This is a genomic window from Streptomyces sp. C1-1 (assembly GCF_050214755.1).
Taxonomy (GTDB): Bacteria; Actinomycetota; Actinomycetes; order Streptomycetales; family Streptomycetaceae; genus Streptomyces.
Window position 1 is genome coordinate 1,622,491 of the sequence record NZ_CP189826.1, and the last position, 16,538, is coordinate 1,639,028.

Consider the following 16,538-nt stretch of genomic DNA (forward strand, 5'->3'; position numbering starts at 1 on the left):
ATGAAGGGGGGGGTCGTGACCGAGCTGAGCATCTCCACCAGTGCGGGCGTCTTCGACGCGATCGAGGCGGGCCCGCCGGAGGGCCGACCGGTGCTGTTGCTGCACGGCTTCCCACAGACGGGGCTGGCCTGGGAACGGCAGATCGCGGCGTTGGCCGCGCAGGGCTACCGGATGGTGGCGCCCGACCAGCGCGGCTACTCCCCCGGCGCCCGCCCCGAGCGGGCCGAGCACTACCGCATGAGCCTTCTCGTCGACGACGTGGTCGCGATCACGGAGGAACTGGGGTGGTCGACGTTCGACCTGGTCGGTCACGACTGGGGCGGCGCGGTGGCCTGGTGGACCGCGGCCGCCCACCCCGGCCGCGTACGCACCCTCACGGTTGTCTCGACACCGCATCCCGGCGCCCTCGCCACCGCCCTGCGCACCGACGAGGACCAGCGTGAGCGCTCGCACTACATGATCGACTGGCGCGAGACCCCCGCGACCGAGGAGCGCATGCTGGCCCACGACGCCCAACTGCTTCGCGCCCTCTACGCCAGGAAGGTCCCGCAGGACAGTGTTGAGACCTATGTCCGGCACCTGTCCCGGCCGGGCGCTCTCACCGCTGCGCTGAACTGGTACCGGGCAGGCCGCCCGGACGGCAGTATCGGCACGATCGAGGTGCCCACGCTGTACGTCTGGAGCACGAACGACAGGGCGTTCGGCCCGGCGCCGGCACACGGGACCGGGCGGTGGGTCGAGGGGCCGTACCGCTTCGAGACCCTCCGGGGCGTCAGCCACTGGGTCCCCGAGGAGGCACCCGACACGCTGAACCGTCTGCTGCTCGAACACCTGCGAGCGCACGGCTAGTACCCCAGTCCGGAACCACAGCGAACACCCCGTTGACCGACTCTCCGAAGAGGTGACCCGTGAAGACAGCGCGCGCGGCCTGGCGCGGACTCGAGCCCGTGCACGGCATGATCTACTTCGTCCCCGAGGCGAGGCGACGGTACGCCGACCTCGGACTGAGCGGACGCGCAGGCTACTTCACCTCGCGGAGCGCCGCGTTCGGCCGGGCCCCCGCCGAGCTGGTCATCTCGACCTTCTACAACTTCAACCCCGATCTCGTACGGCAGGCACTCGACGGCGCCTGGGACGCGACGACGCCGCAGCAGGTGCTGGACGCCCGGTACGCCGCCGCGGGCGAAGCCCTGCGGCGGGCGGGAATCCACGAACTGCCCGAGCTGGGCGAGGTCCTGGCGCTGAGCCGGCGGGCCGCCGAGGCGGCCTGCGAACAAGCGCAGGGCCGCCCGCTCTTCGCCGCGCACGCCGCTCTGCCCTGGCCGGATGAGCCGGTGCTGCGCCTGTGGCACGCCCAGACGCTGCTCCGGGAGTTCCGTGGCGACGGCCATGTCGCGTGCCTGCTGAGCGAGGGCGTCGGAGGCCTGGAAGCCCTCGTGCTGCACGCCGCCACGGGTGAGGTTCCCGTCGACTTCCTCAAGATGAGCCGCGCATGGCCCGAGGAGGAGTGGGCCGGCACCCAGGAGAGCCTCCGTGAGCGGGGCCTCCTCGACGGCGACTCCCTCAGCGCGGAGGGCATCACCCTGCGCCGGCACATCGAGGACCGCACCGACCGTCTGGCCCTTCCCGCCTACGCCGCCCTGGGTGACGCCGACTGTGAGCGTCTCGCCGAACTCGCCGGCTCCTTCGGACGAGCCGTCCTCGAAGCCGGTCTTCTCAAGCTCGGCTGACCCGGCCTTGTCCGCCCGGACCCAGAAGCCGATGGGCACCTGCGCCGCCTGCATCGTACGGCTCGAGGCGGCAGAGTGTTGCCTGGACGTTCCCGCTCACCGTCCGTAGCAGCGCACCGTCGATCAGACCCATGCGGCCAACCTGCCCCACAGAGTGGCCATCAGAGCGCCACGAGCATCATTTCAGCGTCAAGATATCCCCCGTAACGCCCACACGGCACATAATGCGCGGGCATAAAATCCCAGGTCAGGAGCGCTTCGCGGCCGGTTCGAGGATGGCGACGCACTCCACGTGGTGCGTCATCGGGATCAGGTCATGGCAGAGCTGCAGCCGCCCTCTTGCGGACGGCACTTCGTCTGCACCTCGCAGCGTTGCCTCATCGGGCGTCTCATTCGCCAGAGCGCAGCACGGCCAGGCCCCGCTCACCATCCCCTCGGCAGCCCTCAGTCCAAGATCCGGCCAGGCGCGGACCGACTCGGCTCCGCATCAGCCCGCTCCCCTCATTGCCTCAGGTCAGCAAGGGGCCGACCGTGTATCACGCACAGACGAAGAACCTGCTCATCACTCTCCGGCGCAGCACCTTTTCGGATCGGACACAAGCGGCGCTGCCGACAGGCAGCGATGACATCGGAACCTTGTGGAATCTCCACAAGGCGGCAGTGAGAGTGACGCCGTCCCACCGCAACGCCCGACTCGACCGCCGGCCAGGTCAGCATCAGTCCCGGCACCACCGAACCTGCAAACGCCTACGCAAGCGCCGAAGCTGGAAGAAGAGCTCCTCACCCCAGCCTGACGGGGCGTCAGCAAAGTCAGCATCAGGTCAGCAAGAGTCCTGGCACAGCCACCCATAGACAGCCACACTGTGGAATCGCCAACCGCACCAGCCGGAGCCAGCCAGCTGTTCAGACGCCCTCCGGCAAGCAGGTGGAAGACAGTGAGAATCACCCGACCGCCTTCCGCCCACCGATGCTGACGCGTTTCAGCTGGTCAGCGCACTCTCCCCCGTGGCTTCAGCGGCAGGGGCGGCAGCTCCGGAGCGGGCAGGGGCGCGCCGTCGTAGCCCTTCACCTCGCCGAAGCGAGTGCCCTCCATCCAGTCCCGGCGTGCCTGCTCGATCTCTTCCTGGGACCGCCCGATCCAGTTCCAGAACATGATCAGCTCCTCCTCGAACGGCTCACCGCCCAGGAGCATCAGCGCCGCGTCCGACTCGGCGCGCAGGGGGAGTTCGGTGCGGCCGCAGCCGAGGTAGAGCATCGAGCCCGGCAGTACCGGCACGCCGTCGACATGGGCCTCGCCGGACATGGACAGCACGGCGTACTCGAAGTCCGGCTCCAGCGGCAGGCGTACGTCCGCCCCGGCGGAGAGGGCCAGGTCGGCGCCGACGAGGGGGGTGTACGTCGTACCGGGCGAGGTCGCGCCGTCGAGGTCGCCGAGGATCAGGGTGCCCTTCAGGCCCGGGGCCGTGACGACGGGCAGTTCGGCGTGGTGCTCGAAGTGCGGGTCGGTGTGGCGGTGGCCGTCGGGGAGGGCCACCCACAGCTGGGCGCCATGCAGGTAGCGGGCGTGCGTCCGGGGGCTCTCCTCGGAGTGGCTGATCGCCCGGCCCGAGGTCATGAGCCCGAGTTCCCGGGGGCGGATCGTCTGCAGGCTGCCGGTCGAGTCACGGTGCAGCACCTCGCCCTGGTGCAGCCAGCTCACCGTCTGCAGGCCCATGTGCGGGTGGGGCGGGACCTGCATGCCCGGTTCGTCGGCGATGTCGTCGGGACCGTAGTGATCGACGAAGCACCAGGCGCCGACCATGCGGCGGCCGAGGTTGGGCAGGAGACGGCGGACTTCGGTCGACTCGCCGAGTTTGACGCGGCGCGGGCTGAGGAGTTCGCGAACGGGCTCCGCCACCACGAAGCCACGGCCGCCGCACAGGGCGGGAACCGCCTCGCGATCAAGATTGCTCATGAAGCCCAACCTAGTCCCGTCGGGGCGGTCCCGTCAGTCCGTCACCCGGGCGGTCCCGGCCACCGCGGCTCACGGGACACGACAGCCCAGGGGGACTTCCAAATTTAGTAGCCATGGACATAGTAGCCATGTATCGTATTTTCATGAGCAGCGGTTCCGAGAAGGCGACGCCCGGGTTCCTCGTGTGGCGTCTGTCGATGAAGTGGCGGGTGGCGGTCGACCGGGCGGTGGCCCCGCTCGGACTGACCCACGCGCAGTACTCCCTGGTGGCCTCGCTGTACGGCATGCAGCGCGGGGGCGAGCGTCCGAGCCAGCGCCGCCTCGCCGACCACACCGGCCTGGAGGCGCTGTACGTGTCCAAGCTGGCGCGCGGCCTGGAGTCGGCCGGCCTCCTGGAACGCGCCCGGGACCCCCGCGATCCACGCGCCGTGCAACTGGCCCTCACCGAGCAGGGCCAACAGGTCACCCGGCGTGCGATCCAGGTCGTGCAAGGGCTGCTGCAGCAGCTGCTGGCGCCGCTCGGCGGCCTCGACGCCCCCCGCACGCGGGAGTTCACCCGCGACCTGGCCACCCTGCTCGACGCACCTCTTGATCCGTTCAGCGAGAACACCCCGAACAAGAAGGAGCAGTCATGACCACCACCGCGCCCGTCGCCGACGCCCGGGCCCTGGGCCTGGCCCACTACGCCGCCCGCGCCGCGCTGGAGAGCGTCCTGATCCGGCACGGCCTCACGTTCCAGCAGCACATCACCCTCAGGTCCGTCGTCGTCGCCGAGGCGCCGGTCGACCGCGACGCCCTCGTCGCCCAGGTCACCGGCTCGCTCAAGGTGGACGCCGCCGAGACGCGGGGCGTCGTCGAGGAACTGATCGGCAAGGGTCTGCTGACGGCCGAGGCGACCCGCGTCAGGGCCGCCGACGCCGGCCGCGCGCTCTACGCCGAGGTCGGCGCCGAGACCGGGGAGCTCTCGGCCCGGGTCTGGTCCGGGATACCGGCCGAGGACCTCGCCGCCGCCGGCCGCGTACTGGCCCTGGTGACCGAGCGGGCCAACGCGGAACTCGCGGCCATGGGCGCCTGAGCGCGGCCTCGACGCCGTACCGGAATAGGCGAAGGCCTTCCTCGGTTGCGCAGACCGAAGGAGGCAGCAGTGAACACGACGTACTACGACCACGGGACACCGGCGGAGCGCTGGGAGCGCGCGCGGATGTTCTTCGACGCCAAGGACTTCGCCGGCGCCGCGCGCGTGCTGGGCGGCCTGGTCGAGGAGGTGCCGGAGCAGACCGGCCCGCGGCTGCTGCTGGCCCGTTCCTACTACCACTCGGCACAACTCAAGCGCGCCGAAGCCGAGTTGCGCATCCTCGTCGAGCGCGACCCGGTCGAGCACTACGCCCGGCTGATGCTCGGCCGCACGCTGGAGCGCCAGGGGCGGCGGGAGGAGGCCGCATCGCATCTGCGCATCGCCTCGGCACTGGCGGGCGACTTCGAGCAGGTCTGAGCGAGGCCCTGAACGGTGAGACGGCCGGGCCCGGTTTCCGTACGGAAACCGGGCCCGGCCGTCGGCATCGGAATGGCGGCGCAGGCTACTTGACGGCCGGCGCACCGCCGGGTGTGCGGCGCCCGCGCCGGTGCGCGATCTCGCCGAGCACGACGTCCACCACGACGAAGGCGGCCAGCGGGATGCCGAGCAGGGGCACGAAGTAGCCGAATACGGCGATGACGGCGACGCCCGGGACGAGGATCACCGGGGGGACCTGCTGCCAGGCTCCGCGCGGGACGGGCCGGCCGAAGGCGGAATCGCGGCCGCGCTGCCACCACATGCGGTAGCCCCAGAGGATCAGCAGGACCAGAGCGAGCGACAGCAACATGAGGGCGATCTGGTTGACCAGGCCGAACAGGATGCCGGTGTGCAGGTCGATGCCCCACCGCGTCAGCTTGGCCAGCAACGGGTAGTCCGTGAACCGCAGCACGTCGGTGACCTCACCGGTCGCCGGGTCGACGGCGACCGAGTCCTGCTTCTCCGGCCAGCTGCGCTGGACCTGCCGCACGACGTACGCGGATTTCTCGTCGGCGGGTGGCACGATCTCCACCGGGTCCGTCAGGCCCTCGGCCCGGGCCGCCGCGAGCACCTTGTCCAGGCCGACACCGTGTTCACCGGAGCCGGTCGTGGCGGAGGCGCCGTGACCGGCGTGCTCACCGCCCGCCACGGTGGAGACGGACGGGGTGGCCTGGCCGAGCGAGGTGCGCAGCTCGTCGACGTTCGCGCCGGCGTACGTCGACCAGGTCAGGCCGGTCGCCGACAGGAAGAGGAAGCCGGCGGCGGCCCACACGCCGACCGTGCCGTGCAGCCCCAGAGTGCGGCGCCGGCCACGGGTGCCGCGCACCGTGCGCAGGGCCCGGCGCCGGGAGAACCACAGCACCAGCCCGCCGCCCGCGATCACCCACAGCCAGCTCGCGGCGAACTCGCTGTAGAGGCGGCCGTTCTCGCCCAGGTGGAGGTCACGGTGGAACTCGTCGATCCAGGTGCGCAGCGGCAGCGCCCCGGTCGAACCGTACTGTTCGAGGGCGCCGCGCACCTCGGCGGTGTAGGGGTCGACGAAGACGGCGAGCGTGTGGCCGGCGTCGACGCCCTCGACGCCGGAGAGCAGCACCCTGGTCGTGGCGTCGGCCTCCGGGGAGGGCCGTACCGCCGACACCGTGCCCTCGGGGTGGGCCTTGCGGGCGGCGGCCACCTGGCGGGAGACGGGCAGCTTGGCGTCGCCCACCTCGGTGACGCTCAACTCATGGGCGTAGACCAGCTTTTCGGCCTGGAAGGCGCCCGCGTACAGAAAGCCGGTGACGGCTGCGACGAGCAGGAACGGGGCGACGAACACACCGGCGTAGAAGTGCAGGCGCAGCACCAGGGGCCGTAGGGGCGCCCACCGGCCGGGGCGCGCTGACGGGGCGGCGGGCGGGGAGACCTCGTCCGACGGGGGTCCCCCCGATCCAGCGGAGCCGAGATGGGGGGAGGGCGAGGGAGCGGTGGACATTGGCGGGCTTCTCCGGGGCGGTGGGGACGGGACGGTGTGGCTGTAGTGGTCCAGTAGTCGGAGGGAGGAAGCCCTGAGTTCCCGGAGGGGCAAGTGGCTTACGCCACACGGCGGGACACGGGGTCCCGGAGGCGTCGTGCGATGCTTGCCGAATGGCAACTCCCCGTGATCACGCGTCCTTTGCCGAGCAGGTCGAGGAACTCCTCGCCACCGACGGCCCGCTGCCGATCGTCGCGGCCGGTGATCCGGTGCTGCGGCGCGGCACCGAACGCTTCGACGGTCAGCTCGATCCGGCGCTGTTCGCCCGCTTCGTCGAGGCGCTGCGCGTCACCATGCACGCGGCACCGGGCGTGGGCCTGGCGGCTCCGCAGGTCGGCGTGGGGCTGCGGATCGCGGTGATCGAGGACCCGGCACCGGTGCCGGAGGAGATCCGGCTGGCCCGGGGCCGGGAGCGGCAGCCGTTCCGGGTGCTGGTGAATCCCTCGTACGAGCCCGCCGGGCCCGCCCGGGCCGCCTTCTTCGAGGGCTGCCTGAGCGTGCCGGGCTGGCAGGCCGTGGTGGCGCGGCACGCGCAGGTGCGGCTGACGGCCGAGGACGAGCACGGGCGCGCGGTGGACGAGGTGTTCAGCGGGTGGCCGGCCCGGATCGTGCAGCACGAGACGGATCATCTCGACGGGATGCTCTACCTCGACCGGGCGGAGCCCCGCTCACTGGCGTCGAACGAGGCGATGGCGCGGCTGTGGACGCAGCCGACGCCCGAGGAGGCGGCGAGGGCACTCGGCTTCCGGCTGCCGTGACCTGCCAAGTGCCCCGCCGCGCGCGTCAGTTGTCCCGGTACGCCTCCAGCAGTCGCAGCCACACCTCGCTGATCGTCGGGAACGACGGCACCGCGTGCCACAGGCGGCTGATGGGCACCTGACCGGCGACCGCGATCGTCGCCGAGTGGATGAGTTCGCCGACGCCGGGGCCGACGAAGGTCACGCCGCGCAGGATCTCCTCTTCGAGGTCGACGACCATGCGGGCCCGGCCCTTGTAGCCGTCGGCGTACAGGCCCGCACCCGCGGCCGACGACATCTCGACGTCCACGGCGCGCACGCGGTGGCCGGCCTGTTCCGCCTCGGCCAGGGAGAGGCCGACGGCCGCGGCCTCCGGGTCGGTGAAGACGACCTGGGGGACGGCGTCGTGGTCGGCGGTGGCGGCGTGGGCGCCCCAGGGATCCGACTCCAGGATGGGGACCCCGGAGGCCCGCGCGGCGATGGCGGCACCGGCGATGCGGGCCTGGTATTTGCCCTGGTGGGTGAGGAGCGCGCGGTGGTTGACGTCGCCGACGGCGTAGAGCCAGTCGTGGCCGGTGACGCGCAGGCTGTCGTCGACCGGGAGCCAGCCGCCGGGTTCCAGGCCGACGGTGTCCAGGCCGATGTCGGCGGTGCGCGGCCTGCGGCCGGTGGCGAAGAGGATCTCGTCGGCCTCGATGCGGTCGCCGGCGTCGGTCACGACCACGACCGTGCCGTTCTCGCGGGTCACCGACTCGACCGACGTGCCGGTGCGGACGTCCGCGCCGGCCTCGGTGAGGGCCTCGGCGACGAGTTCCCCGGCGAACGGCTCCATGCGGTTGAGCAGGCCCTTGCCGCGGACGAGGACGGTGACCCGCGAGCCGAGGGCCTGCCAGGCGGTGGCCATCTCGGTGGCGACCACTCCCCCGCCGACGACCACGAGACGCCCGGGCACCTCCTGCGCGCTGGTGGCGTCGCGGCTGGTCCACGGCTTGACGTCGGCGAGGCCGGGCAGGTCGGGCAGGACGGCGTCGGTGCCGGTGCAGACGGCGACGGCGTGCCGGGCGGTGAGCACCTTCCGGGTGCCGTCCGAGGCGGTGACGGTCACCGTGCGCGGGCCGGTCAGCCGTCCGTGGCCCCGGTGGAGGTCGGCGCCGATGCCGTCCAGCCACTGGGCGGCGCCCTCGTCGTGCCAGTCGGAGGTGTAGTAGTTGCGGTGCGCGAGGACCGCGGCGGCGTCGAGGGGGCCCTGCACCGACTGGCGCAGGCCGGGTACGCGCCGCGCGTCCGCGCGGGCGATCACCGGGCGCAGCAGCGCCTTGCTGGGGATGCAGGCCCAGTACGAGCATTCGCCGCCGACCAGCTCGCTCTCGACGACCGCGGTGGACAGGCCGGCCGCGCGGGTGCGGTCGGCGACGTTCTCCCCCACCGGGCCGGCCCCGAGCACCACGACGTCGTACGCGAAGGTTTCCGTTTCCGTCATGGGGTCAGTCTGGTGGGTGGTGTGCGCTGAGACCACACGGGTAGGGGCTCGCGGAATAGCTGACCGCCCGGCCGCGTTTGTGCCGACGGCTTCGCCCCGACAGCAGGAAGAAGGATTCAGGTCATGAGCAGCACCGTGGAGCTCACCAAGGAGAACTTCGACCAGACGGTCACGGACAACGAGTTCGTCCTGATCGACTTCTGGGCGTCCTGGTGCGGGCCGTGCCGTCAGTTCGCGCCGGTCTACGAGAAGGCTGCCGAGGAGAACCCGGACCTGGTGTTCGGCAAGATCGACACGGAGGCGCAGCCGGAGCTGGCCGCGGCCTTCGGTATCCAGTCGATCCCTACGCTGATGATCGTCCGCGACCAGGTGGCCGTGTTCGCGCAGCCGGGCGCGCTGCCCGAGGCCGCCCTGGCGGACGTCATCGGGCAGGCGCGCAAGCTGGACATGGACGAGGTCCGCAAGGCGGTCGCCGAGCAGCAGGCGCAGGCCGAGCACAACGGCCAGTAGCGGCCGCCTTCGGACGGACCTCGGCTAGAACGGGTACGGCGCGACGTCTCCGCGTACGGTCGTCCAGCGGACGTCGGTGAAGGCCTCCAGGTTGGCCTCGCCGCCGAAGCGGGCGCCGGTGCCGGAGGCGGCGACGCCGCCGAAGGGTGCCACGGCCTCGTCGTTGACCGTCTGGTCGTTGATGTGGACGATGCCGGTCGGAATCCGCTCGGCGAGGTCCAGGCCACGGGCGGTGTCGCGGGTGACGATGCCCAGGGACAGGCCGTACTCCCCCGCCGCGGCCAGCGCGGCCGCCTCGTCGGCGGTGGCGAAGGACCGTACGGGCGCGACCGGGCCGAAGACCTCCTCGGCGTACGCGGGGGTGCGGTCGTCGACGCCCGCGAGGACCGTCGGCCGGTAGAACAGCCGCTCGTGGGTGCCGCCGGCGGCCAGCTTCGCGCCCTGCGAGGTGCTGGCCTCGACCAGTCCGTGGATCTTCGTGAGCTGGTGGTCGTCGATGATCGGGCCCAGGTGGACCTGTTCGCGGTGCGGGTCGCCGACGGCGAGGGAGTCGGCCTTGGCCGCGAGGCGCTCGACGTAGTCCTCGTACAGCGACTGGTGGACGAGGTGCCGGCCGGTCGTCATGCAGATCTGGCCCTGGTGGAAGAACGAGCCCCAGGCGGCCGTGGAGATCACCGCGTCGATGTCGGCGTCCTCCAGGACGACCAGGGCGGAGTTGCCGCCCAGCTCCAGGTGGACGCGCTTGAGGTGGCGTCCCGCGGCCTCGCCGACGGCACGGCCGGCGGCGGTGGAGCCGGTGAAGGAGATGACCGGCACGCCCGGGTCGGCGACGAGTGCCTGGCCGACGTCGGGACCGCCGGGCAGCACGTGCAGCAGGCCCTCGGGCAGGCCCGCCTCCGCGAAGACGGCAGCCAGGGACAGGCCACCGCAGACGGCGGTCCGCGGGTCCGGCTTGAGCAGGACCGCGTTGCCGAGCGCGAGGGCGGGGGCGACCGAGCGGATGGAGAGGATCAGCGGCGCGTTGAACGGGGAGATCACACCGACCACACCCACCGGGACGCGGCGGGTGTACGACAGTCGGGGTGCCTCGCTGGGCAGGATCTGTCCGGCCGGGCGGGAGGCGAGTGCGGCGGCCTCGTAGCACTCCTGGGCGGCGACGTGCAGTTCGAAGTCCGCCTTGCCGGGGATCGAGCCGGACTCGCGGACGAGCCAGTCGCGCAGTTCGTCGGCGTGTGCGGCGAACAGGTCGCCGGCCTTGCGCAGGACGCCCGCGCGGACGAAGTGCGGGACGCGGGCCCACTCGGTCTGGGCGGCGCGGGCGGCCTCGGCGGCCGTGGCGACGTCCTCGGCGGCGGCGAGGGTGACGGTCGCCAGCGTGTCCCCGGTGGCGGGCTCCGTGACGGCGTACTCCGGTCCCGACAGCGGACGGGCTTGCCAGGTTTTCGGGTCGAGCAACGGCATGACGGCTCTCCGTTTCGTCACCTGGGACTCAGATCATGAGCGGAAGTCCCGTGTAGTTGGCGGCCAGTTCGGCCGCCGCGTGGCGGGACGCGGTGATCCGGCGCAACCTTGCGAGCTGCAGCCGGGTCTCGAACGCGTCCCCATCTGGTTGAGCATGCAACATCTTAGTCATCTCGTACGAGAATCGCGTGGCCTGCCACACGCGGGAGAGGCACATCCGCGAGTAGTCGTCGAGGAGTTGCTCGGAGCCGCTGCGGTGCAGTTCGGCGAAGGCGCGGGCCAGGACGCGGACGTCGGAGACGGCCAGGTTGAGGCCCTTGGCGCCGGTGGGCGGGACGATGTGGGCGGCGTCGCCGGCCAGCAGCAGGCGGCCGTGGCGCATCGGCTCGTGGACGTAGCTGCGCATCGGCGTCACCGACTTTGCGGTGATGGGGCCGCGGCGCAGGGTCCAGTCGGCGTCGACGGCGAAGCGGGCGGCGAGCTCGTCCCAGATGCGGTCGTCCGGCCAGTCCTCGGGGTCGGTGTCGTTGGGGACCTGGAGGTAGAGGCGGGAGACGCGCGGCGAGCGCATGCTGTGCAGGGCGAAGCCGTTCTCCCCGCGCGCGTAGACGAGCTCCTCGCAGGACGGGGCCACGTCGGCGAGGATCCCGAGCCAGGAGTACGGGTAGTCGTGCGCGTAGGCCCGGCCGGCGGCGGCCGGGAACGCCTCGCGGGAGATGCCGTGGAAGCCGTCGCAGCCGGCCACCCAGTCGCAGGTGAGCGTCTGCTCCCGGCCCTCGTGCACGAACCGTACGACGGGCGTGTCGCTGTCCGGCTTCTCGATCGCGAGGGCCTCCGCGTCGAACAACAGGGGCGGCCCGTCGGCCAGTTGGAGGGCGACGAGGTCCTTCACGATCTCGGTCTGGGCGTAGATGGTGACGGTGCGGCCGCCGGTGAGCGTGGGGAAGTCGACGTGGTGGCGTTCGCGGTCGAAGCGCAGCTCGATGCCCTGATGCACCAGCCCCTCGGCGTTCAGACGCTCCGCCGCCCCCGCCTCGCGCAGGGCATCGACGGTGCCCTGCTCCAGCATTCCGGCGCGCTGGCGGTGCTCGACGTACTCCCGCGTCCTGGCCTCCAGGACGACGCAGTCGATGCCCGTGCGGTGCAGCAGCCGGGCGAGGAGCAGTCCGGCGGGGCCCGCGCCGATGATGCCGACCGTCGTGCGCATGCGCGCCTCCCGTGGTGTCAGCTGGAGTCGCGGTGGACCACCGTGGCCCCCAGCACCTTGTGCGTCTCGGGCGCGGCCGCGGGGTCGCGGACCGCGCGGTCGACGAGTTCCGCGAGGTCGCGGCCGGACGGCAGCTCGATGTGGACCGTGCTCAGCCGGGGCCTGAGCAGCCGGCCGAGCATCAGGTCGTCGGCGCCGATGACGGCCACCTCCTCCGGAACGCGCACACCCTCGTCCTGCAGGGCACGCATCAGCAGCATCGCGTACTCGTCGTTGTAAGCGAACACGGCGTCCAGGTCGAGATTTCGCCAGTCGGCGGCGAGGCGTGCGGCCGACTCCTCCTCATAGGCGAGGGGCAGCTCGGTGAGGGTCGCGGTGGTGCCGCGCAGGGCGTCGCGCACGCCTTCGAGGCGGGGCAGGGAGAAGGACTCCAGCCCGCGTTCGCGGGGCACGACCACCCCGATGCGGCACCGGCCTCTCTCATGGAGGTGGCTGCCCGCGCAGTGACCGACGGCCTCGTGGTCCATCAGCAGGGCGTGGGCGCCGTCGACGGGCTCGGGGCCCAGGGTGACCACGGCCCGGGCGCCGGAGCCCTTGAGCACCTGCACGCCCTGCGGACCGAGACCCGGGCCGGGCACCAGCACGGCCACCGGCCGCAGTTCGGCCCAGGCGCGGACGGCCTCGTCACCGTGCAGACCGACCGAACCGAACTGCACGACCGTGTAGTCGAGGCGGCCGAGCGCCCACTGCAGCTCGCTGATGAACCGGCTGTAGAGCGGGCCGACCGGGACGTCGGGCGCGGGCATCAGAACGAGCCGGCTGTGCCCGGCGCGCAGACTGCGGGCGGCGGCGTGGGGGACGTAACCGAGTTCCTTGGCGGCCTCGTGGACGCGGCGGCGCGTGGGCTCGCTGATCCGGACGGTGCTGGTGTTGTTGAGCACGTAGGACACGGTCGCGCGCGAGACGCCGGCCAGGCGGGCCACGTCGGCGCTCGTCGGCACGGACCGTGGTGCCGCGGACGAGGGCGCGGGCGTTTTCGGTATCTGCACCATGACGTACGGCATCTTCGCAGAACCTGACGCCGGTGATCCGGGTGGGGGAACTTCGCAATCAAGTCGGTAGAGAGCGAGTTCGAGCCATTTCGACGAACATGTTCGTCACGAACTTGTTCGCAACGAACATGTTCGTTACCGTCGAGCCATGACAGACCGATCCGACACCTCGCGCAGCCGCCGGGAGCGGCCGGCCAAGCCCGCTCTGACCAGGGAGGGCATCGTGGCCGCCGCCGTCGCGATCCTGCGGGCCGAGGGGTTGCAGAAGGTGACCATGCGGCGCCTGGCGCAGGAGCTCGACACCGGCCCCGCCTCGCTGTACGTCTACGTCCGCAACACCGCGGAGTTGCACGCGGCCGTCCTGGACGAGCTGCTCGGCACCGTCGGGCGGGCACCGGCCGAGGGCGACTGGCGCGAGCGTCTGGAGCGGGTGCTGGACTCGTACACGCAGATGCTCTTCGCGCACCCGAGCCTGGCCCGTTCCGCGCTGAGCGCCCGCCCCAGCGGCCCGCACTACCTGAACCTGATCGAGACGCTGCTCTCCCTGCTGGACGAGGGCGGTGTCCCTCCCGCGCAGGCCGCGTGGGGCGTCGACCTGCTGCTGCAGCATGCGACGGCGTCCGCCGCGGAGCACGTCGACGATGCGGCCGAGGAGGACTGGGACGCCCTGCGCGGCGCCCTGCGCGACCTCCCGGAGCGTACGCATCCGCGCATCGCCGCCCTGGGTGACGCGCTGTTGTCCGGCACACCCGAGGCCCGCCTGGCCTGGGGACGGCGGACGCTGATCGCCGGCATCGAGCGCACCGCCGTACCCGACTGACCCTCCGGCCGCACCGACCCACCCCAAGGAGCACGCCATGACCACACACCACCCCATCACCGTCGTCGGCGCCGGACTCGGCGGCCTCGCCCTCGCGCGCGTGCTGCACGTGCACGGCATCGAGGCGGCCCTCTACGACCTGGACGCCTCCCCCACCGCCCGCGTCCAGGGCGGCATGCTCGACATCCACGACGACTCCGGGCAGCGGGCGCTGCGCGCGGCGGAGCTGCACGAGGAGTTCCTGGCCCTCGTCCACCAGGGCGGGCAGGCCGTACGGGTCCTCGACAAGGACGCGACCGTCGTCCTGGAGCAGCCGGACGACGACGCCGGGGGCCGTCCCGAGATCGACCGCGGCGACCTGCGCGACCTGCTGCTCGGCTCACTGCCCGAGGGCACCGTCCGCTGGGGCGCCAAGGTCGCCGGCGCGCGGCCGCTCGGCGGCGGCCGACACGAGGTGACACTCGCCGACGGCTCGGTCTTCACCACGGATCTGCTGGTCGGCGCCGACGGGGCCTGGTCCCGGGTGCGCCCGCTCGTGTCCGACGCCCGGCCCGCCTACACCGGCGTGTCGTTCGTCGAGGCGGACCTGCACGACGCGGATCTGCGTCACCCGGTGAGCGCAGAGGTGGTCGGCGGCGGCATGCTCTTCGCCCTCGGGGAGGGCCGCGGCTTCCTCGCCCATCGGGAGACCGACGGCAGCCTGCACGTCTACGCCGCGCTCGAAAGCGCCGAGGGATGGCTCGACGGCGTCGACTTCACCGACACCGAGGCGGCCAAGGCCAGGGTTCTGGAGCACTTCGCCGACTGGGACAAGAGCCTGCGGGCGCTGGTCGCCGACGCCGACGACGCCCTCGTTCCGCGGCGCATCCACGCCCTGCCGGTCGGACACCGCTGGGAGCGCGTCCCGGGCGTGACCCTGCTGGGCGACGCCGCGCACCTGATGTCCCCGTTCGCCGGCGAGGGCGCCAATCTCGCGCTGCTCGACGGCGCCGAACTGGGCCTGGCCCTCGCCGCGCACCCGGGCGACACCGAGGCCGCGCTGGCCGCCTACGAGGAGAAGCTGTTCCCGCGCAGCGAGCGGTCCGCGGCCGAGTCGGCACGGCAGGGCGAGTCGCTCTTCCGGGCCGACGCCCCGCAGCGGCTGGCCGACCTGTTCACCGCCCACGACTGAGCGGGCACAGACGGGCGGGCTCGGCACCCGCCCACGACTCAGCGGCCCCAGCCGGGCGACCCCGGCACCCGCCCACGGCCAAGCGGACCCAGCCGGGCGACCCCGGCACCCGCCCACGACCGAGCGGACCCACCCGGGCGGCCCCGGCACCCGCCCACGACCCAGCGGGCTCAACAGGGCGACCCCGACACCCGCCCACGGCCAAGCGGACCCAGCCGGGCGACCCCGACACCCGCCCACGACCCAGCGGGCTCAACAGGGCGACCCCGACACCCGCCCACGGCCAAGCGGACCCAGCCGGGCAGCCCCGACACCCGCCCACGGCCAAGCGGACCCAGCCGGGCAGCCCCGACACCCGCCCACGACCGAGCGGACCCAGCCGGGCAGCCCCGACACCCGCCCACGACCGAGCGGACCCAGCCGGGCGACCCCGACACCCGCCCACGACCGAGCGGACCCAGCCGGGCGGGCTCGGCACGCGCCCGCGACTCAGCGGGCTCAACAGGGGCCCCGACACCCGCCCACGACTCAGCGGGCTCAACAGGGCGACCCCGGCACCGCCCACGGCCAAGCGGACCCAGCCGGGCGGCCCGGCACCCGCCCACGACTCAGCGGGCTCAGCAGGTGGGTGGCCGGTGCCCGCGAGCGGGCGGGTTCAGCAGGGCGGCAGCTCGGTGCCCGTCACGCGGGCGACCAGGTCCACCCAGCCGCGCTCCAGCCGCTCCAGGGGAATCCCCCGCTGGCTGGTCAGATGGTGGATGAGCGCGGGGTCGAGGTAGCCCAGCAGCGCCTGGGCGAGCAGTTCGCAGTCGGCGTCCGGGACGATCTGCCGCAGCAACACCATCACGTGCGTCGTGAGCGCCCGGGTCGAGGGGTGGGCGTACCGGCGGGCCGGCTCGGGCTGCGCGGCCAGCTGGAGATCCAGCTGCTCGGCCGAGCGGTACAGCAGCGCCACACCGAACGCCCGCAGCCGCTCCATGGGCGGTGCGCCGGGGCCCAGCGGCGGCGGGCCGCCGAGGAAGTCGGCCTGCAGCTTCCTCGCGGAGTGGTCCAGCAGCGCCATCAGCAGACCCGTGCGGTCACCGAAGCGGCGGAAGACGGTTCCCTTGCCGACGTTGGCCGCCGCGGCCACCGCCTCCATCGTGACCCCGGCCGCGCCGTGCTCGGCGATCAGACGGGAGGCCGCCTCCAGCAGCGCGGCTCGGTTGCGGGCGGCGTCGGCACGCAGGCAGGGCTCGTCCCCGACGGATCCGAGCTGCAGCAACTCGGCCTCGCCGGTGGGCTCCTGGGAAGCCGGGAAGGGCGGCACGGAGGCGGACATGAAGACAGCGTAAAGCATCGGGAACAAAACTGG

The 16,538-nt window shown here is 72.5% G+C and carries 16 protein-coding genes; 9 read left to right on the top strand and 7 right to left on the bottom strand.

The genetic code is table 11. The annotated features are described in order from the left end of the window. Window positions 1-15: 15 nt before the first annotated feature. Both ACQF4J_RS07420 and ACQF4J_RS07425 read left to right on the top strand, forming a co-directional pair. Window positions 16-849 (top strand): alpha/beta fold hydrolase, encoded by an 834-nt coding sequence (locus ACQF4J_RS07420; RefSeq protein WP_427165220.1) that lies wholly within the window; start codon window positions 16-18, stop codon window positions 847-849. A 59-nt stretch (window positions 850-908) separates the two neighbouring features. Continuing rightward, window positions 909-1,730, top strand: a complete 822-nt coding sequence (locus tag ACQF4J_RS07425; RefSeq protein WP_351582767.1) for an SCO6745 family protein — start codon at window positions 909-911, stop codon at window positions 1,728-1,730. A 988-nt stretch (window positions 1,731-2,718) separates the two neighbouring features. Here ACQF4J_RS07425 and ACQF4J_RS07430 read toward each other — a convergent pair. After that, entirely contained in the window at window positions 2,719-3,684 is a 966-nt protein-coding gene (locus tag ACQF4J_RS07430; RefSeq protein ID WP_351582763.1) for a pirin family protein, read from the bottom strand. Window positions 3,685-3,827: 143 nt separating this feature from the next. On the opposite strand from ACQF4J_RS07430, the gene ACQF4J_RS07435 reads away from it, so the two are divergent. The 3 genes from ACQF4J_RS07435 to ACQF4J_RS07445 all read left to right on the top strand — a co-directional run bounded on the left by ACQF4J_RS07435 (window position 3,828) and on the right by ACQF4J_RS07445 (window position 5,176). Continuing rightward, window positions 3,828-4,319, top strand: coding sequence for a MarR family winged helix-turn-helix transcriptional regulator (locus ACQF4J_RS07435; RefSeq protein WP_351582761.1), 492 nt, complete (start codon window positions 3,828-3,830; stop codon window positions 4,317-4,319). Beyond that, on the top strand, window positions 4,316-4,759 hold the full coding sequence (locus tag ACQF4J_RS07440) for a MarR family transcriptional regulator (RefSeq protein ID WP_427165223.1): 444 nt from the start codon (window positions 4,316-4,318) through the stop codon (window positions 4,757-4,759). Before ACQF4J_RS07435 ends, ACQF4J_RS07440 begins: the two co-directional genes overlap by 4 nt. A gap of 69 nt (window positions 4,760-4,828) precedes the next feature. After that, a complete protein-coding gene (locus ACQF4J_RS07445; RefSeq protein WP_351582757.1) occupies window positions 4,829-5,176 on the top strand; it encodes a tetratricopeptide repeat protein in 348 nt (115 codons plus the stop codon). A gap of 85 nt (window positions 5,177-5,261) precedes the next feature. Here the strand turns inward: ACQF4J_RS07445 and ACQF4J_RS07450 are convergent, their stop codons facing one another. Next, window positions 5,262-6,707 carry a PepSY-associated TM helix domain-containing protein gene (locus ACQF4J_RS07450; RefSeq protein WP_427165226.1) on the bottom strand — a complete coding sequence of 482 codons (1,446 nt, stop codon included), beginning with the start codon at window positions 6,705-6,707 and terminating at the stop codon, window positions 5,262-5,264. 152 nt (window positions 6,708-6,859) lie between these two features. Between ACQF4J_RS07450 and ACQF4J_RS07455 the strand changes: the two genes are divergently transcribed. Next, on the top strand, window positions 6,860-7,504 hold the full coding sequence (locus ACQF4J_RS07455; protein ID WP_427165228.1) for a peptide deformylase: 645 nt from the start codon (window positions 6,860-6,862) through the stop codon (window positions 7,502-7,504). 25 nt (window positions 7,505-7,529) lie between these two features. Here the strand turns inward: ACQF4J_RS07455 and ACQF4J_RS07460 are convergent, their stop codons facing one another. Then, window positions 7,530-8,963: a dihydrolipoyl dehydrogenase family protein gene (locus ACQF4J_RS07460; protein ID WP_351572957.1), complete on the bottom strand. Its 1,434-nt coding sequence runs from the start codon at window positions 8,961-8,963 to the stop codon at window positions 7,530-7,532. 123 nt (window positions 8,964-9,086) lie between these two features. On the opposite strand from ACQF4J_RS07460, the gene trxA reads away from it, so the two are divergent. Continuing rightward, entirely contained in the window at window positions 9,087-9,473 is a 387-nt protein-coding gene (gene trxA / locus ACQF4J_RS07465) for a thioredoxin (protein WP_351572960.1), read from the top strand. 24 nt (window positions 9,474-9,497) lie between these two features. On the opposite strand, the gene ACQF4J_RS07470 is transcribed toward trxA, so the two are convergent. Genes ACQF4J_RS07470 through ACQF4J_RS07480 form a run of 3 tightly spaced genes read right to left on the bottom strand, consistent with a single transcriptional unit; the run spans window position 9,498 to window position 13,193 of the window. Next, window positions 9,498-10,934 (bottom strand): aldehyde dehydrogenase family protein, encoded by a 1,437-nt coding sequence (locus ACQF4J_RS07470; RefSeq protein WP_351572963.1) that lies wholly within the window; start codon window positions 10,932-10,934, stop codon window positions 9,498-9,500. 28 nt (window positions 10,935-10,962) lie between these two features. Continuing rightward, window positions 10,963-12,141 (bottom strand): 4-hydroxybenzoate 3-monooxygenase, encoded by a 1,179-nt coding sequence (locus ACQF4J_RS07475; protein ID WP_427165231.1) that lies wholly within the window; start codon window positions 12,139-12,141, stop codon window positions 10,963-10,965. A 17-nt stretch (window positions 12,142-12,158) separates the two neighbouring features. Continuing rightward, complete coding sequence (locus ACQF4J_RS07480; protein WP_351572969.1) at window positions 12,159-13,193, bottom strand: LacI family DNA-binding transcriptional regulator; 1,035 nt, start codon at window positions 13,191-13,193, stop codon at window positions 12,159-12,161. A 148-nt stretch (window positions 13,194-13,341) separates the two neighbouring features. Here ACQF4J_RS07480 and ACQF4J_RS07485 point away from each other — a divergent pair, with 148 nt between their 5' ends. Then, window positions 13,342-14,013, top strand: a complete 672-nt coding sequence (locus ACQF4J_RS07485; RefSeq protein ID WP_351802109.1) for a TetR/AcrR family transcriptional regulator — start codon at window positions 13,342-13,344, stop codon at window positions 14,011-14,013. Between the two features lie 37 nt (window positions 14,014-14,050). Further along, window positions 14,051-15,184 (top strand): FAD-dependent oxidoreductase, encoded by a 1,134-nt coding sequence (locus ACQF4J_RS07490; RefSeq protein ID WP_427165234.1) that lies wholly within the window; start codon window positions 14,051-14,053, stop codon window positions 15,182-15,184. 655 nt (window positions 15,185-15,839) lie between these two features. On the opposite strand, the gene ACQF4J_RS07495 is transcribed toward ACQF4J_RS07490, so the two are convergent. Beyond that, window positions 15,840-16,523: a TetR/AcrR family transcriptional regulator gene (locus ACQF4J_RS07495; RefSeq protein ID WP_427165236.1), complete on the bottom strand. Its 684-nt coding sequence runs from the start codon at window positions 16,521-16,523 to the stop codon at window positions 15,840-15,842. Between the last annotated feature and the right edge of the window lie 15 nt (window positions 16,524-16,538).